This is a genomic window from Klebsiella sp. M041, from assembly GCF_059759695.1.
This window is the reverse complement of the sequence record NZ_JCAXWU010000007.1, coordinates 225,411-242,776: the sequence shown is the minus strand read 5'-3', so window position 1 is coordinate 242,776 and position 17,366 is coordinate 225,411. Positions and strand designations below refer to the sequence as shown.

Sequence of the window (17,366 nt, the reverse complement as noted above, 5' to 3'; positions counted from 1 at the left end):
AATCACACTCGCAAATCAGGCAGGATTCCGGTCAAAAGCAGGCCCGCCGCGGCGACGCGCGGCGGGCCTGCAGGTTAATCGCAGGCGACAATCTTCATCGCCAGCCCCCCGCGAGAGGTTTCCCGGTACTTGGCGTTCATGTCTTTGCCGGTTTCGTACATGGTCTCAATGACTTTATCGAGGCAGACGCGCGGCTCGCTGGTCCGGCGCAGCGCCATTCGCGCGGCGTTGACCGCTTTCACGGCGGCGATAGCGTTGCGTTCGATGCACGGCACCTGCACCTGGCCGGCGACAGGGTCGCAGGTCAGACCGAGGTTATGCTCCATGGCGATCTCTGCCGCGATGCACACCTGGCCCGGGCTGCCGCCCAGCAGTTCAGCCAGACCGGCCGCCGCCATCGAGCAGGCGACGCCCACTTCACCCTGGCAGCCCACTTCGGCGCCGGAGATCGAGGCGTTCATCTTATAGAGCGAACCAATCGCGCTGGCCACCAGCATATAGCGCGCCAGGGAGTTGCTGTTCACCTTGCGGATAAACTTGTCGTAATAGGCCAGCACTGCCGGCACGATACCGCAGGCGCCGTTGGTCGGCGCCGTCACCACCCGGCCGCCGGCGGCGTTCTCTTCGTTCACCGCGAGGGCGAACATATTGATCCAGTCGACCACCGCCATCGGGTCGCTGTTGGTGGTGTCCTGGCTCACCAGCATGCGGCGCAGCGCGGCAGCCCGGCGCGGAACGCGCAGTTTGCCCGGCAGGACGCCTTCGGTGGTGATGCCGCGCTCAATACCGGCGCTCATCACTTCCCACACCGCGGCGAAGTGTTGCTCCAGCGCCTCTTTACTGTGCAGCGCCAGTTCGTTCTGCATCATCAGGCCGGAGAGCGACAGCCCGGTTTCGCGGCAGTGACGCTGCAGGTCGGCGGCGTTTTTATAAGGATAAGGGACGGCCACCGGCGCGTCGGTAGTCTGGCCGAAGTGCGCTTCATCGACGATAAAGCCGCCGCCGATGGAGTAGTACGTCTGGCTGTAGAGCGCCTGGTCGCCGGCCAGGGCAGTGATGCGCATGCCGTTCTCATGCAGCGACAGGTTGTCGGCATGGAAATTCATGCACTGATCGACCGGGAAGTCCACTTCGTGCTGGCCGTTGGCCAGCATCAGGCGACCATGGGTGTTAACGTCCTGAATAAAGCCAGGGATAGCGTCGATGTCGACGGTGTCCGGCAGGTTGCCGGCGAGCCCCATGATAATCGCGATATCGGTATGGTGGCCTTTACCGGTCAGGGAGAGGGAGCCGTAGACGTCGACGACCACTTTGCTCACCTCGGCCAGCAGGCCGCGCGCGATCAGGTCGTCAGTGAATTGTTTGCCCGCTTTCATCGGTCCAACGGTATGGGAGCTGGAAGGGCCAATGCCGATTTTAAAGATATCGAATACGCTGATCATATGTATTCCCGTGCTGTCGGAAAGCGCGCCGCCGTTCAGCGGCGCGGGGGGAGGTGTTGACTGAATTAGCTGAACAGCGAGTAGAAGATCGCGGAGATGGCAATCAGACCCATAATCACCACGAAGACGTTGCTGACGTGGCCGCTGTATTTACGCATCGCCGGCACTTTCTGAATCGCGTACATCGGCATCAGGAACAGGATCATCGCGATAATCGGGCCGCCAAGGGTCTCGATCATGCCGAGGATGCTCGGGTTCAGCGTCGCGACAATCCAGGTGGTCACCAGCATGAACAGCGCGGTCAGCTTGTTCAGTTTGTTGATTTCGATAGATTTGCCTTTACCGCGCAGGGACTTAATCACCATGCCGTTAAAGCCTTCGCGGGCGCCCAGGTAGTGGCCGAGGAAGGATTTGGTGATGGCGATCATCGCGATGATCGGCGCCATCCAGGCAATGATTGGCGCGTTAAAGTGGTTCGCCAGGTAAGACAGAATCGAGATGTTCTGCTCTTTCGCCGCCGCCAGGTCTGCCGGAGAGAGGCTCAGGACGCAGCTGAAGACGAAGAACATCACGGTCAGCACCATCATGATATGAGCGCGAGCCAGGATGCTGGAGCATTTTTTCTCGGCGCCTTCGCCGTACTCTTCACGCTTGGCAACCGCGAAGGAGGAGATGATCGGCGAGTGGTTGAAAGAGAAGACCATGACCGGGATCGCCAGCCACAGGGTCATCAGCAGGCCGTTGCCGGTGACGGAGGCGCCGCTCAGGGAGAGGGTCTCCAGCGCCGCGCCGTTCCACTGCGGGATCAGGTACAGCGCCAGAATCATCAGGGCGATTACGAACGGAAACACCAGAATGCTCATCGCTTTCACGATCATCTGCTCGCCGAAACGCACGATGGTCATCATGCCGACGATCAGGATCAGCGACAGAATCGCGCGCGGCGGCGGCGTCATGTGCAGCTGGTGCGCCATGAAGCTTTCTACGGTATTGGTGATCGCCACGCTGTAGACCAACAGGATTGGGTAGATAGCGAAGAAGTAGAGCAGGGTAATCAGCTTACCTGCGCCTACGCCGAAGTGTTCTTCAACCACTTCAGTGATGTCTTCGCCCGGGTTTTTGCCGGAGAGCACGAAGCGCGTCATACCGCGGTGGGCGAAGAAGGTCATCGGGAAGGCCAGAATCGCCATGATAATCAGGGGGATCATGCCGCCGACGCCGGCGTTGATCGGCAGGAACAAGACGCCCGCGCCGATCGCTGTACCGTACAGGCCCAGCATCCACATGGTGTCGGTTTTACGCCATCCGCTGCGGGTTTCGCCCGAAACGATGGTGCTGGTTTGAGTGGTTTCCATCTGTATCTCCTGGAGGAATCAACAAAATCTAATGAACAAATACAATTGCGTAACACGAAATTCGTTTAATTACGGTTTTTTTAGAAATTTTCTCCGTAATAATTGGGCCGGAAAGATACATTTATATGGTTTATGCATCAGTGATCGCGATCTCAAATGCAATAATCCACTTTCAATGTGCGTATTTTTAGTCCAACAGCCTGTTTCTGGTGATCAGCCAGCGATTTGTGGCGCGCAGGCTACCATTTGCAGCATATGAGATAAAAGCGGGGCGGCGTAATAACGAGGGATTTACTGTAAAAAAGAGAAGTGGTCGACGTTTTTGCGCTTAAAACCATTTTTTGCAGTGATAATTGTCGCAGTTTTTACCAACGCAAACGATTGGCTATGTAAAAATAATTTAGCTGTTTGATGAGTAACAGAAAGTTTTTTAGCGCGTTTTGGAATTCAGAGAAAGCGTGCCCGCCGGGGCAACAGGCGCTGCCCCGGCGGGACGGAAATCAGGCGATGATTTCGTAGCAGGGAATATAGGCGGTGCCGCCCGGGAGCTTCATGCGGTGCTGGGCGACGAAGCCCTGCAGCAGATCGTCCATGCGGCGCATCATCTCCGGGTCGCCGTGCAGCTTATAAGGACCGTACTGCTCGATGGCCTGGATGCCCACCTCTTTGACGTTACCCGCGACAATGCCGGAGAAGGCGCGGCGCAGGTCGGCGGCCAGCACTTCCACCGGCTGGTCCGGGGAGAGTTTGAGGTTGGCCATATTTTCATGGGTTGGATCAAACGGCATCTGCAGGTCCGGCGAGATACGAATCGACCAGTTGAAGCTGTAGGCGTCGTCGGTCTCGCGACGGCTCTCTTTCACCAGCGGCATCGCTTTTTTCATCTGCCGCGCCACTTCCGCCGGATCGTCGATGATGATCCGGTAGTGGCGACGGGCGGATTCGCCCAGGGTATGGGTGATAAATTCGTCCAGCACGCGGAAGTAGTCAGCGCTCTCTTTCGGGCCGGTGAGGATCAGCGGCAGCACCTGCGCTTTGTTATCCGGATGCATCAGAATACCCAGCAGGTAAAGCAGCTCTTCGGCGGTGCCGACGCCGCCCGGGAAGATGATGATCCCGTGGGCGATGCGCACGAAGGCCTCCAGACGCTTTTCGATGTCCGGCATGATGATCAGTTCATTGACCAGCGGGTTTGGCGGTTCCGCAGCGATAATGGACGGTTCGGTCATGCCGATAAAGCGGCTGTCTTTGTAGCGCTGCTGCGCGTGGCCGACGGCGGCGCCTTTCATCGGCGCTTCCATTGCGCCAGGCCCGCAGCCGGTGCAGATGTTGAGTTCCCGCAGTCCCAGCTGCGTACCGACGCGGCGGGCGTAGAGGTATTCGTTTTCGTTGATCGAGTGGCCGCCCCAACAGACGATCATGTTCGGCGCTTCGCCGACGTGCAGCGCGCGGGCGTTGCGCAGGATCGAGAACACCAGGTTGGTGATATGGACCGAACTTTCGAGATCGAGGTTCGGGAAGCGAACGGTATTGTGGATCTGGCCGTACACGAACAGGATATCGCGCAGTACGGCGAACAGGTTGGCCTGCAGGGAACGAATAATGCGCCCGTCAACGAAGGCCTCTTCCGGCGGGTTGATCAGTTCCAGCTTCACGCCGCGTTCGCGACGCAGCACGTTAATATCGAAATTTTCAAAACGCGACAGAAGCTCCTTGCTGTTATCGGTCAGGCTCCCCGAGTTGAGCACAGCAAGCGAGCAGTTGCGAAAGAGTTGATACAGATCGCTGCTGGCGGTGCGCTTAAGCATATCCACTTCCAGCTGCGACAGCATATCCATTGAACCAAGCGGGCTAACATGTGTAATCAAGTGAACTCCTTACAGGACGCTTATGGTCTTCCTGTGATTACAATAGCCCTGCGAGCGGCGTTTCCACAACCTTGCGCGCGTCTAAACGCACGCAAATTGTGAAAATGTTTATTATTGTCGGGCGAGGCGGCCGGTGGCAGGGGAAAAGTCGCCGTTGCTGCGCCAGGGGTTGATATCCAGACCGCCGCGTCGCGTATAGCGGGCGTAAACGGAAAGCGATTCCGGCTGGCAGAAACGGAGAATATCGTTAAAGATGCGCTCGACGCACTGCTCATGGAATTCGTTATGGTGGCGGAACGAGACCAGATAGCGCAGGAGCTGCTCGCGGTCGATTTTCGCCCCACGATACTGGATCTGCACCGAGCCCCAGTCCGGCTGGTGGGTGATCAGGCAGTTGGACTTCAGCAGATGGCTGACCAGCGTCTCTTCCACGATTTTGCCGCTGGCGGCGCCCTGCAGGTAGTCGGCGCTGAACTGATAGTTATCGATCTCGATATCCTGATCGTCGATGCAGGCGCCGTGGAGGTGAGCAATCGGCTGGCCTTCCAGTTCATCCAGCCGATACAGCGAGACCTTGACCTCGCCCTGGGCGCAGGCGCTCAGATCGCGGGTCAGCGTCTCTTCAACCTCCTGCCAGCTGGCGAAACGCGTCTGGTTAAAGCTGTTGAGATAAAGCTTAAAGCTTTTTGACTCCACCAGATTGACGCTGGTGTCGGGCAGTTCGACGTGGCCGACGGCCACCTGCGGCAGGCCTTTGCCGTTCAGCCAGGAGAGTTCGTACAGCGTCCAGATATCGGCGCCGTGAAACGGCAGGTTGTCGGCATGCAGGCCAAGCGGGTCGCGGTTAAGGCTGCGCGGAACGCCCTGCAGCAGCGAGGCGTCATAGGTATCGCGGTAATCGGTTGATTTACCAAGCGTCAGGCCGGCCAGCGCCTGATGATTATCGTAAGAAGACATGTTTCACCATAGTAAAGCGGGTACACTATGACCCCAGTGTATCCTGTCTAACGTGAAGAGAGAAACCGGTGGACCATCAGACCGCAGAAGCGCTGCATGCTTTTACCCAACGTTATTGCGCCGCCTGGCAGCAGCAGCGCCACAGCCTGCCGCGCAGTGAAGAGCTTTATGGCGTCCCGTCGCCTTGCGTCGTCGACACCCAGGGCGAGGCCGTGTTCTGGCAGCCGCAGCCGTTTTCGCTGGCGCAAAATATCAGCGCGGTTGAACGCGCCCTGGATATTGTGGTACAAAAGCCGCTTCATTCTTATTATACCACTCAGTTTGCCGGCGATATGACCGGCCGGTTTGCCGGCGAAACGCTAACGCTGCTGCAGACCTGGAGTGAAGAGGATTTTCAGCGGGTGCAGGAAAACCTCATCGGGCATCTGGTGGTGCAGAAGCGGCTGAAGCTGGCGCCGACGCTGTTTATCGCCACCCTCGAGAGTGAACTGGATGTCATTTCCGTCTGTAATCTCAGCGGTGAAGTCGTCAAAGAGACCCTCGGCACCGCCAAACGCATCACCCTTTCCCCCTCGCTTGCGGGTTTCCTCAACCAGCTTGAGCCGGTTCTGTAATCCAGTCTGCCTGGTCATTTGTGAGAGATCTCTTACAAAACCTGTAAGAGATCATCATCATTTAAGGCAAATTTAATCCAATCTTTTTTTGTTAACTTATTGGTATTAAATTGGATTTTTATTTTTTCGTCCTTTTGAGTGGGGACTAATCTTAAGAGATTGTCTCAAGAAGGGTTGTAAGAAGAGGCAGAATCAGTGATCCTATGTCTGTCGACAGGAAGTCGCGAAATGAAGCGAACATCAGGATGATGGCGCTTCTGCAGGACCCGCCAGGATGGCGTTGCAAGGACAGGCTTCAGGATGAAGCAAGGATAACGCAGGATCGCGTAATGGACACCTCCAGGATGGAGAATGAGAGCCGCTCAGGATGAACGGTGGATCTGGAAGATCGGGACAAACTTAAGGATAAGTCATTTCGCATCGGGGTGGTGTGAAAGCAGGATGCACGAGTTTATGGATGAACATGGTCAGGAGACCTCAGGAAAAGTTTTCAAGGACGAGCAGGGAGCACCAATGTAGCGGGAATGCTGCAAAACGAACCGGGAGCACTGTTTATACAGTGCTCCCTTTTTTTATTTCTCCTGCGGATTTGCTATCCTGCGCCCGGTTTTTAACTCATCGAGGTTTCCCCCATGACTCTTGACGATAGCGTGCGCGATCGCCTGCGCGCCATTGAAGCCCTGCTGCGCGAAACAGAGCACTGGCAGGAGACGGCGCCGGACAGCAGCGCCTTCGCCAGCGATAAGCCGTTTTGCCTGGATACCCTGGAGCCGCTGGAGTGGCTGCAGTGGGTCCTGATCCCGCGTATGCATCAACTGCTGGAGAGCGGCCAGCCGCTGCCGCAAAATTTCGCCGTTACGCCGTATTACGAAATGGCGCTGGATCAAGCCCACCCGGTTCGCGAATCCATGCTGGCGGAGCTGCTGCTGCTGGACGCGCTGTTTGCCGGTGAGCAGGCCTGATGCTGGAGATAATCTACCAGGACGACTGGCTGGTGGCGGTCAACAAACCGTCGGGCTGGCTGGTGCATCGCAGCTGGCTCGATCGCGATGAGAAAGTGGTGGTGATGCAGACCGTGCGCGACCAGATCGGCCAGCACGTTTTTACCGCTCATCGCCTCGACCGGCCCACCTCCGGCGTCCTGCTCATGGGGCTGTCAAGCGAGGCGGGGCGCCTGCTGGCGCAGCAGTTCGAGCAGCATCAGATCCAGAAGCGCTACCATGCGATCGTCCGCGGCTGGCTGATGGAAGAGGCGCTGCTCGATTATCCGCTGGTGGAAGAGCTGGATAAAATCGCCGATAAGTTCGCCCGCGAAGACAAAGGGCCGCAGCCGGCGGTGACCCATTACCGTGGTCTGGCGACGGTGGAGATGCCGGTGGCGACCGGGCGTTATCCCACCACCCGCTACGGGCTGGTGGAACTGGAGCCGAAAACCGGCCGCAAGCATCAGCTGCGCCGCCATCTGGCCCACCTGCGTCATCCGATCCTCGGCGACAGCAAGCACGGCGATCTGCGGCAAAACCGCAGCGCCGCGGAGCATTTCGGCTGTCACCGCCTGATGCTGCACGCCAGCGAACTGTCGTTAATCCATCCCTTTACCGGTGAGCCGCTGACCCTGCGCGCCGGTTTTGACGACGTCTGGATGCGTGCGCTGTCGCAGTTTGGCTGGCGCGGGCTTCTCCCGCTAAATGAAAGGGTTGAGTTTGCCGACGACTGCGGTCAGGATGAAGAGAATAAGGTCAATCCAGGGAGATAATAGCATGGCGGAAGTCGGAATTTTTGTCGGCACCATGTACGGCAACTCGCTGCTGGTCGCGGAAGAAGCGGAAGCGATCCTCAGCGGACTGGGACACAAGGCTACCGTATATGAGGATCCGCAGGTCAACGACTGGGAATCCTACACGGGTAAGTATGTGCTGGTGGTCACCTCCACCACCGGGCAGGGCGATCTGCCGGACAGCATCGTCCCGCTGTATGAGGGCATCAAAGATATGTATCAGCCTCACCTGCGCTACGGCATTATCGCGCTGGGCGACAGCACCTACGCCAACTTTTGCGGCGGAGGCCTGAAGTTCGATCAACTGCTGCAGGAGCAGGGCGCGAAGCGCATCGGCGAGATGCTGAAGATTGACGCCAGCGAAGATCCGGAGCCGGAGAGCGTCTCTAATCCATGGGTTGAGCAGTGGGCTACCCTGCTGGAATAAAAGCGCTGCCCTCTCCCTACGCAGAGGGCGCCCTTTCAAGATGTCGCGGCCAGATACGCGGACAGCAAAAGTGTATCCCTTTCCGGGCGGCACGCCTTCAGGCAAATGCACAATATCCTTAGCAATATCATGGGTTAAGCCAGCCGGTTTCACCGGGTCAAGAGAGGTATTTCACACTCCGGCTCTTATTGCTGCGCTTTTGACCACCCGCGGCGCTGGTTTTTCATTTCCGTGAACTTCCCCCCATTCTTTCAGGCATACGCCATAAACCACCTGCAATAGCGGCGTAAAAGCTGTGTATATGCACGGTGAGCCGCGGTGTGCCTCTTCATATACTGCTCCAGCCAGTGATAAATGCAGTGCCAGATATAACGACAACTATCAAAACACGACCACGTCATTCTGATTACCCTACAGGTTGTGCTGTTCAGAATGAACGTAGCTAAACGCTATGATTCAGGAGTACAACAATGAGTTCATTAAGTCAGGCGGCGACGGCGGCTGAAAAGCGCACCAACGCCCGCTACTGGATAGTGGTGATGCTGTTTATCGTCACCTCTTTTAACTATGGCGACCGGGCGACGCTGTCGATCGCCGGTTCGGAAATGGCCAAAGATATCGGCCTGGATCCGGTGGGAATGGGGTATGTCTTCTCCGCGTTCTCATGGGCTTATGTCATCGGCCAGATCCCGGGCGGCTGGCTGCTCGACCGCTTCGGTTCGAAGCGCGTCTATTTCTGGTCGATCTTCATCTGGTCGATGTTTACCCTGCTGCAGGGCTTCGTCGACATCTTCAGCGGCTTTGGCATTATCGTCGCGCTGTTTACCCTGCGCTTCCTCGTTGGCCTGGCCGAATCGCCGTCATTCCCGGGTAACAGCCGTATCGTGGCCGCCTGGTTCCCGGCGCAGGAGCGCGGCACGGCGGTGGCGATCTTTAACTCCGCCCAGTACTTTGCCACCGTTATCTTCGCGCCGATCATGGGCTGGCTGACGCATGAGGTGGGCTGGTCGCACGTCTTCTTCTTTATGGGCGGCCTGGGGATTGTGATTAGCTTTGTCTGGCTGAAAGTGATCCACGATCCGAACAACCATCCGGGGGTAAACAAGAAGGAACTGGAATATATCGCCGAAGGCGGCGCCCTGATCAACATGGATCAAAAGAGCAGCGCGCAGAAGGTGCCGTTCAGCGTCAAAATGGGGCAGATCAAGCAGCTGATCGGATCGCGGATGATGATCGGCATCTATATCGGTCAGTACTGCATTAACGCCCTGACCTACTTCTTTATCACCTGGTTCCCGGTTTACCTGGTGCAGGCGCGCGGCATGTCGATCCTTAAAGCGGGGTTTGTCGCCTCCATTCCGGCGGTGTGCGGCTTCGTCGGCGGGGTGCTGGGCGGGGTGATCTCTGACTGGTTAATGCGTCGCACCGGCTCGCTGAACATTGCCCGCAAAACGCCGATTGTGCTGGGGATGCTGCTCTCCATGACCATGCTGATGTGTAACTATGTCAACGTGGAGTGGATGGTGATTGGCTTTATGGCGATGGCCTTCTTCGGCAAAGGGATCGGCGCGCTTGGCTGGGCGGTGATGGCGGATACCGCGCCAAAAGAGATTAGCGGTCTTTCAGGCGGCCTGTTCAACATGTTTGGCAATATCTCCGGTATCGTCACCCCGATCGCTATCGGCTATATCGTCGGCACCACCGGCTCGTTCAACGGGGCGCTGGTTTACGTAGGTATCCATGCCCTGGTGGCGGTGCTGAGCTACCTGGTGCTGGTGGGCGACATCAAACGCATCGAACTGAAACCTGTGGTGGGGCGTTAATCATGACTACTCAATCCAGCCCGATTATTACAGAGATGAAGGTCATTCCGGTGGCCGGACACGACAGCATGCTGCTGAACATCGGTGGGGCGCATAACGCCTGGTTTACCCGCAATATCGTGGTATTGACCGATAACGCCGGCAACACCGGCGTGGGAGAAGCCCCTGGCGGAGAGGTCATCTACCAGACGCTGCTGGCGGCGATCCCGCAGGTGGTAGGTCAGGAGGTCGCCCGTCTCAATCGCGTGGTGCAGCAGGTGCATAAAGGCAATCAGGCAGCGGATTTCGACACCTTTGGCAAAGGGGCGTGGACCTTCGAACTGAAAGTCAACGCGGTAGCGGCGCTGGAGGCCGCGCTGCTCGACCTGCTCGGCAAGGTGCTCAATGTGCCGGTCTGCGAGCTGCTGGGCCCGGGTAAGCAGCGTGATGCCGTCACCGTGCTGGGCTACCTGTTCTATATCGGCGATCGGCAGAAAACCGACCTGGGTTATCTGGACCATACGCCGGGCGATCACGAATGGTATCGCCTGCGCCACCAGCAGGCGCTGAGCAGCGAAGCGGTGGTGCGCCTGGCGGAAGCCGCTCAGGATCGCTACGGTTTCAAAGACTTTAAGCTGAAGGGCGGCGTGCTGCCCGGCGAGCAGGAAATTGACACCGCCCGGGCGCTGAAAAAGCGCTTTCCGGACGCGCGCATCACCGTCGATCCTAACGGCGCCTGGCTGCTGGATGAGGCGATCGCCCTGTGCAAAGGGCTGCAGGATGTTCTGACCTACGCCGAAGATCCGTGCGGCGCCGAGCAGGGCTTCTCCGGCCGGGAGGTGATGGCCGAGTTCCGCCGCGCCACCGGTCTGCCGGTCGCCACCAATATGATCGCCACCAACTGGCGCGAGATGGGTCATGCGGTGATGCTCAACGCCGTCGATATTCCGCTGGCGGACCCGCACTTCTGGACGCTCTCCGGCGCGGTACGAGTGGCGCAGCTGTGCGACGACTGGGGGCTTACCTGGGGCTGCCATTCCAACAACCATTTTGATATTTCCCTGGCGATGTTTACCCACGTCGGCGCCGCCGCGCCGGGTCATCCCACCGCCATCGACACCCACTGGATCTGGCAGGAAGGCGACGCGCGCCTGACCAAAAATCCGCTGCAGATTATTAACGGCAAGATTGCCGTGCCAGACGCGCCGGGACTCGGCGTGGAACTTGACTGGGAGCAGGTGCGCAGAGCCCATGAGGCTTATAAAGCGCTGCCGGGCGGCGCGCGCAACGACGCGGGCCCGATGCAGTACCTGATCCCCGGCTGGACATTCGACCGCAAACGTCCTGTTTTCGGCCGCCACTAATTACAAAAGGATGATGCTATGACGACTTTCTCTTCCACGCCCGTTGTCACCACCATGCAGGTGATCCCGGTTGCCGGCCATGACAGTATGCTGATGAATCTGAGCGGGGCCCACGCCCCGTACTTCACCCGCAATATCGTGATTATTAAAGATAACGCCGGCCATACCGGCGTCGGTGAAATTCCGGGGGGCGAAAAAATTCGCCAGACTCTGGAGGATGCCATTCCGCTGGTGGTGGGCAAAACGCTGGGCGAGTATAAAAACGTGCTCGGCGCGGTGCGCAATCAGTTCGCCGACCGTGACGCCGGCGGCCGCGGCCTGCAGACCTTTGACCTGCGCACCACCATCCACGTGGTGACCGGGATCGAAGCGGCGCTGCTGGACCTGCTGGGCCAGCACCTTGGGGTCAACGTCGCCTCGCTGCTCGGCGATGGGCAACAGCGCAGCGAAGTTGAAATGCTGGGCTACCTGTTCTTTATCGGTAACCGCCACGCCACGCCGCTGGCCTATCAGAGCCAGCCGGATGAACAGTGCGAGTGGTATCGCCTGCGCCATGAAGAGGCAATGACGCCAGATGCGGTGGTCCGCCTTGCGGAAGCGGCCTATGAAAAATATGGTTTCAATGACTTTAAGCTGAAGGGCGGCGTACTGGCCGGTTTTGAAGAAGCTGAAGCGATCAGCGCCCTGGCGAAGCGCTTCCCGAATGCCCGCGTGACCCTCGATCCAAACGGAGCCTGGCTGCTTGAAGAAGCCATTCAGATTGGCAAGCAGCTGAAGGGAGTGCTGGCCTATGCTGAGGATCCGTGCGGCGCTGAGCAGGGCTTCTCCGGCCGCGAAGTGATGGCGGAGTTCCGTCGCGCGACGGGCCTGCCGACCGCCACCAATATGATCGCCACCGACTGGCGGCAGATGGGCCATACGCTCTCCCTGCAGTCGGTGGATATCCCACTGGCGGACCCGCACTTCTGGACCATGCAGGGGTCGGTTCGCGTGGCGCAGATGTGTCATGAGTTCGGCCTGACCTGGGGTTCCCACTCCAATAACCACTTCGACGTGTCGCTGGCGATGTTCACTCACGTCGCGGCTGCGGCGCCGGGCAAGATCACCGCTATCGATACCCACTGGATCTGGCAGGAGGGCAACCAGCGTCTGACCAAACAACCGTTTGAAATTAAAGGCGGAATGGTGCAGGTGCCGAGCACGCCGGGTCTGGGGGTTGAGCTGGATATGGACCGCGTCATGCAGGCAAATGAGCTATATAAGAAACATGGCCTTGGCGCCCGCGACGATGCGATGGCGATGCAGTACCTGATCCCGGGCTGGACCTTTGATAACAAGCGTCCATGCATGGTGCGCTAAAAGGCCGCCGGCCTCTGCGGGGGCCGGCATTGCGCGATAGCGACAGGGGTTAGCTCAAAGTAAGGACTGCAGATGAAAATAGTGATCGCACCGGATTCCTGGAAGGAGAGCCTGACCGCGCTGGAAGTAGCCAGTGCGATAGAGCAAGGCTTTCGCGAGATTTATCCTGACGCGGAATATGTCAGGCTGCCGGTTGCCGACGGTGGGGAAGGGACGGTGGAAGCCATGGTGGCGGCGACCGGCGGGCATCAGGTGCCGCTGACGGTGACCGGGCCGCTGGGGGAGCCGGTAGAGGCATTTTATGGGCTGTCCGGCGATCGCCAGTGCGCCTTTATCGAAATGGCGGCGGCCAGCGGGCTGGAAAGCGTTCCCCCGGCGCAGCGTAACCCGCTGCTGACCACCTCCTGGGGCACCGGGGAGCTGATTCGCCATGCGCTGGACGCTGGCGTGCGGCAGATCATTATTGGCATTGGCGGCAGCGCGACCAATGACGGCGGCGCCGGCATGGCGCAGGCGCTGGGGGCGAAATTGCTGACCGTCGACGGTCAGCAAATCGCGCCAGGTGGCGGTGCGCTGGAGACGCTGGTGCGCATCGATCTTAGCGAGCTTGATCCACGGCTGGCAGATTGTAGGATTGACGTGGCCTGCGATGTCACCAACCCGTTGACCGGCCCGCAGGGCGCCAGCGCGGTATTCGGCCCACAAAAAGGGGCGACGGCGCAGATGATCGACCGGCTTGACAGCGGCCTGCGGCACTATGCCCGGATCATCGCCCGTGATTTAGATTGCGACGTGCTGAGCCTGGAAGGCGGCGGCGCGGCGGGCGGGATGGGCGCGGCGCTGTATGCGTTTTGTGGCGCTCAACTGCGCCCGGGCATTGAGATTGTCACCGATGCGCTGCAGCTGGCGGAGCGGGTGGCGGATGCTGATTTAGTGATCACCGGCGAAGGACGTATCGACAGTCAGACTATCCACGGCAAGGTGCCGGTGGGAGTGGCCCGGGTGGCGAAGCGATTTAACATACCGGTGATCGGGATTGCCGGCAGCCTTACCGCCGATGTCGGCGTCGTGCATCAGCACGGGCTGGATGCGGTATTCAGCGTGTTGTACACCATCTGCACGCTGGATGAAGCGCTGGCCAATGCCGCCGCCAACCTGCGGATGACGGCGCGAAACGTCGCCGCGGTTTTGCAGATGGGCGGTAAGCTGTAATGGAGGTATCCCGGCTGGCGCGGCCTCCCGGGAATGTCTAAGCGATGTTGAAGTCGCCAGCACCGGCAGTTTCCGCAGCGCAAGCGGGTAAATTAACGGCAGGCTGCACGGACCGTAGGCCGGGCAAGGCGTCGCCGCCGCCCGGCATAAAAGCGGCTCCGTGCCCGCTCTCCTTACCCGGCGGCGCGATGCCTGGCGAGCCGGGTGAAGGAACCGTAGGCCGGGCAAGGCGTCGCCGCCGCCCGGCACAAAAGCGGCTCCGTGCCCGCTCTCCTTGCCCGGCGGCGCGATGCCTGGCGAGCCGGGTGCAGGCCGGGAAGCCCTGTGGTTTTAGCCCCCCATCCGGCAGGCTTCGCGCGCCACGTTATCCATCTCATCCAACAGCTCAAGCAGCTCCGGCTCCAGATCCTCGGCGGCGGTGCCTGCGCGCAGCTGGCTCTCCAGAGTGTGGCAGAGCTTTTTCAGCCGCGGCACGCCGCTGTAGCTGCAGCTGCCGTGCAGTTTGTGGATCAGATCCACCAGCCCTTCCGGCTGCTCGCCGACCAGTTGCTCTTCCACTTTGTTACGCACCTCCGGCATAAAAGCGATCAGCATCTGCAGCATCTCCCTCGCCAGATCTGGCTTCATCGCCGCCTGACGCAGCGCCAGCTGCCAGTCGAGCGTCTGGTTATGGTCGATGACCGGCTCTGCGGGCGGTATCGCCGCCGGGGCGATGCTGTGTACGCCAGGCTGATAGCGCAGCAGCAGGGCGTGCAGTTTCTCTTCTTCGATCGGCTTCGCCAGATAGTCGTTCATGCCGGCGCTCAGTAGCTTCTCGCGCTGGCCCTCCAGGGCGTGCGCGGTGACGGCGATAACCGGCGTTTGCTGGTGATGCGGCAAATGATGGATAAGCTCACAGGCGCGGATGCCGTCCATATCCGGCATCTGAATATCCATCAGGATCAGATCCATCTGCAGTTGCTTGGCCTTGTCCACCGCCTGCTGGCCGCTGTCGCAGAGGATCACCTGCTGCACAAGGTCATCCAGCAGGGCGCCAATGAGCTTCAGATTTGCCGGGTTGTCGTCGACGGCCATCACGGTCATCGGCAGCTTATGGCTGTCGGCCTGGGTCAACGGCGCGGAGGCCGTCGCATGATGGGTGGCCACCAGCGCCGGCAGCAGACGGGTGGTGGTGAGCGGTTTCAACAGGCAGGCGGCGATGCCATCGCGCTTCAGGGCTTCGGCGCTGACCTGGGCATGACATGGCAGAGCCAGCAGTACGTTATCTGACATCGCGCAGGCTTTGGCTAATTTTTCCCGGTGCGGCGACAAATCGCGCATTGAGACCGGAATACCGACCAGCAGAATGTCGTACTGGGCTTCCGCCAGCGAAGAGAAGGTGGGGCTGTAAATCACCTCCAGCGGCGTGGCGGCCAGCATCTCCAGCGTGCACTGCGCCGCCGTCGCGTTGGCTTCCACATAGGCCAGACGCTTGCCCGCCAGCCCGTCGGTATTCAGCGTATCCGGAATGGCGTTCGGGTTGAGATCGAGGCTGATATGGAACCAGAAGGTGGAGCCGCGGTTTGGCTGACTGTGGAACGAGATATCGCCGCCCATCTCCTTAACCAGACGCTGGGTGATCACCAGCCCGAGCCCGGTGCCGCCGTGGCGGCGTGAAATACTGGCATCGGCCTGACGGAAGGCCTGGAACAGCCGGGACTGGTCGCGCTCGGGGATGCCGATGCCGGTATCGTGGATCTGAATTTCGATCTGCACCCGCGAATTACTGATGGCCCGCTGCTCCACCAGCACATCGATATTACCGTGCTCGGTAAATTTGATGGCGTTGCCTACGAGGTTGGTCACAATCTGCTGCAGACGCAGCGGGTCGCCGATGACGTTATCCGGCACGTTGTTCTTAATGTTCAGCGTCAGCTCGAGCCCTTTATCGTGCGCGGAATGCGCCAGCAGGGTGACCACCTCATCAAGCGAGGTGCGCAGCAGGAACGGAATGCTCTCCAGGATCAGCTTCCCGGCTTCCAGCTTGGAAAAGTCGAGCACGTCGTTGATGATCGCCAACAGATTATTGGCCGAGCGTTCGATGGTGGTCAGGTGGTCGCGCTGCGTGGCGTTGAGATCGGTTTTCAACGTCAGACGAGTAAAGCCGATCACCCCATTGAGCGGGGTGCGCAGTTCGTGGGACATATTGGCCAGGAATTCAGACTTAATGCGCGCCGCCTCCTGGGCGCGCTTTTTCGCCAGGTCCAGCTCGACGTTCTGAATCTCCATCTGCTCAAGGGTTTCCCGCAGATCGGAGGTCGCCTGGTCGACGTTGTGCTGCATCTCCTCATGGTACGCCGCCAGCGACATGGCCATCGAGTTAATGCCGTTTTTCAGCATATCCAGTTCGCCGAGCATAAAGCCCTCGACGCGGCTGTCCAGCTGTCCGCGGCGGATGCGGTCGACGGTGTTGACCATATTGCGGATAGGGCCGGTGACGTCGCGCATCAGGCGCCAGCCGAAGATCAGCGCGATGCCGATGCAGAACAGCATCATCACGCTGGAGATAAAAATCTCTTTGTACTGCTGGAGGCGCACCGATTTCAGATCCAGCTCCAGCGCGACGTAGCCCAGCATATTGCCCGGCATTTTGGCATCGGATTCAGGGGATTCATCCGGCGAATAACTTTCCGAGACGATCGGCGTGCGCAGGATCATCATGTCGCCGTCGCGGATGACGCTGAGACGACGGGGAAACGCTTCGCCCTTCGGGATCTGCAGGTCGCTGGGGTTGAGCTGGTAATTGGAGGTGACAAACAAGCGGTTATGCGAATCGTACACCGAGATGGCCCGCACGATCTCCGAGTGGCGACGATGCAGAACGCTGATCAACTGGCCGATAGATTCGCGGTTTTGCAGATTCATGCCATATTCGCTGGAGACCGCCAGCGGCTCAATAATGCTGGTGCCGGCGTCTTCCAGCTGACGTTGCAGGTCGTTATAACGGTGAGCGACAAAGAAAACACTGAGCAACAGCCCTATCAGGACGGTTGGCGCCAGAATCAGAATCATCATGCGAGCACGCAGGCTGTAGTTGGTCATGTGGTTCCATTATGGGAGAATATAGACATCATCGTTCGGTGCGCGTCGGTGCGCCTCGCGGCGCTGCCGCTCTGAACGAGCTCGTTTTATTTGATTGAGACAACTCTC

At 59.2% G+C, this 17,366-nt stretch carries 13 protein-coding genes; 8 read left to right on the top strand and 5 right to left on the bottom strand.

The window, feature by feature from the left end:
• Nucleotides 1–74: 74 nt before the first annotated feature.
• From AC6CWS_RS11625 to queF, 4 genes are all read right to left on the bottom strand, one after another.
• Complete coding sequence (locus AC6CWS_RS11625; protein WP_023290842.1) at nucleotides 75–1,442, bottom strand: L-serine ammonia-lyase; 1,368 nt, start codon at nucleotides 1,440–1,442, stop codon at nucleotides 75–77.
• 65 nt (nucleotides 1,443–1,507) lie between these two features.
• On the bottom strand, nucleotides 1,508–2,797 hold the full coding sequence (locus AC6CWS_RS11620) for an HAAAP family serine/threonine permease (protein WP_023290841.1): 1,290 nt from the start codon (nucleotides 2,795–2,797) through the stop codon (nucleotides 1,508–1,510).
• A 500-nt stretch (nucleotides 2,798–3,297) separates the two neighbouring features.
• A complete protein-coding gene (gene ppnN, locus AC6CWS_RS11615) occupies nucleotides 3,298–4,665 on the bottom strand; it encodes a nucleotide 5'-monophosphate nucleosidase PpnN (protein ID WP_023290840.1) in 1,368 nt (455 codons plus the stop codon).
• A gap of 111 nt (nucleotides 4,666–4,776) precedes the next feature.
• The gene (gene queF, locus AC6CWS_RS11610) at nucleotides 4,777–5,622 is read right to left on the bottom strand and encodes an NADPH-dependent 7-cyano-7-deazaguanine reductase QueF (RefSeq protein WP_023290839.1); all 846 of its coding nucleotides are present in this window, start codon (nucleotides 5,620–5,622) and stop codon (nucleotides 4,777–4,779) included.
• Between the two features lie 68 nt (nucleotides 5,623–5,690).
• On the opposite strand from queF, the gene syd reads away from it, so the two are divergent.
• The 8 genes from syd to AC6CWS_RS11570 all read left to right on the top strand — a co-directional run bounded on the left by syd (nucleotide 5,691) and on the right by AC6CWS_RS11570 (nucleotide 14,177).
• Nucleotides 5,691–6,236: a SecY-interacting protein gene (gene syd / locus AC6CWS_RS11605; RefSeq protein WP_065882021.1), complete on the top strand. Its 546-nt coding sequence runs from the start codon at nucleotides 5,691–5,693 to the stop codon at nucleotides 6,234–6,236.
• A gap of 632 nt (nucleotides 6,237–6,868) precedes the next feature.
• On the top strand, nucleotides 6,869–7,198 hold the full coding sequence (locus AC6CWS_RS11600; RefSeq protein WP_023290837.1) for a YqcC family protein: 330 nt from the start codon (nucleotides 6,869–6,871) through the stop codon (nucleotides 7,196–7,198).
• A complete protein-coding gene (truC, locus tag AC6CWS_RS11595; RefSeq protein ID WP_065882020.1) occupies nucleotides 7,198–7,992 on the top strand; it encodes a tRNA pseudouridine(65) synthase TruC in 795 nt (264 codons plus the stop codon). Before AC6CWS_RS11600 ends, truC begins: the two co-directional genes overlap by 1 nt.
• Before the next feature lie 4 nt (nucleotides 7,993–7,996).
• Complete coding sequence (locus tag AC6CWS_RS11590; RefSeq protein ID WP_004205560.1) at nucleotides 7,997–8,440, top strand: flavodoxin; 444 nt, start codon at nucleotides 7,997–7,999, stop codon at nucleotides 8,438–8,440.
• A gap of 470 nt (nucleotides 8,441–8,910) precedes the next feature.
• Complete coding sequence (locus AC6CWS_RS11585; RefSeq protein ID WP_044524535.1) at nucleotides 8,911–10,263, top strand: MFS transporter; 1,353 nt, start codon at nucleotides 8,911–8,913, stop codon at nucleotides 10,261–10,263.
• Nucleotides 10,264–10,265: 2 nt separating this feature from the next.
• Nucleotides 10,266–11,606 (top strand): enolase C-terminal domain-like protein, encoded by a 1,341-nt coding sequence (locus tag AC6CWS_RS11580; protein WP_023290834.1) that lies wholly within the window; start codon nucleotides 10,266–10,268, stop codon nucleotides 11,604–11,606.
• Nucleotides 11,607–11,624: 18 nt separating this feature from the next.
• A complete protein-coding gene (gene gudD, locus AC6CWS_RS11575; RefSeq protein ID WP_004205567.1) occupies nucleotides 11,625–12,965 on the top strand; it encodes a glucarate dehydratase in 1,341 nt (446 codons plus the stop codon).
• A 72-nt stretch (nucleotides 12,966–13,037) separates the two neighbouring features.
• Nucleotides 13,038–14,177, top strand: a complete 1,140-nt coding sequence (locus AC6CWS_RS11570) for a glycerate kinase (protein WP_065882019.1) — start codon at nucleotides 13,038–13,040, stop codon at nucleotides 14,175–14,177.
• 330 nt (nucleotides 14,178–14,507) lie between these two features.
• On the opposite strand, the gene barA is transcribed toward AC6CWS_RS11570, so the two are convergent.
• Nucleotides 14,508–17,258, bottom strand: a complete 2,751-nt coding sequence (gene barA / locus AC6CWS_RS11565) for a two-component sensor histidine kinase BarA (RefSeq protein ID WP_065882018.1) — start codon at nucleotides 17,256–17,258, stop codon at nucleotides 14,508–14,510.
• Nucleotides 17,259–17,366 lie beyond the last annotated feature (108 nt).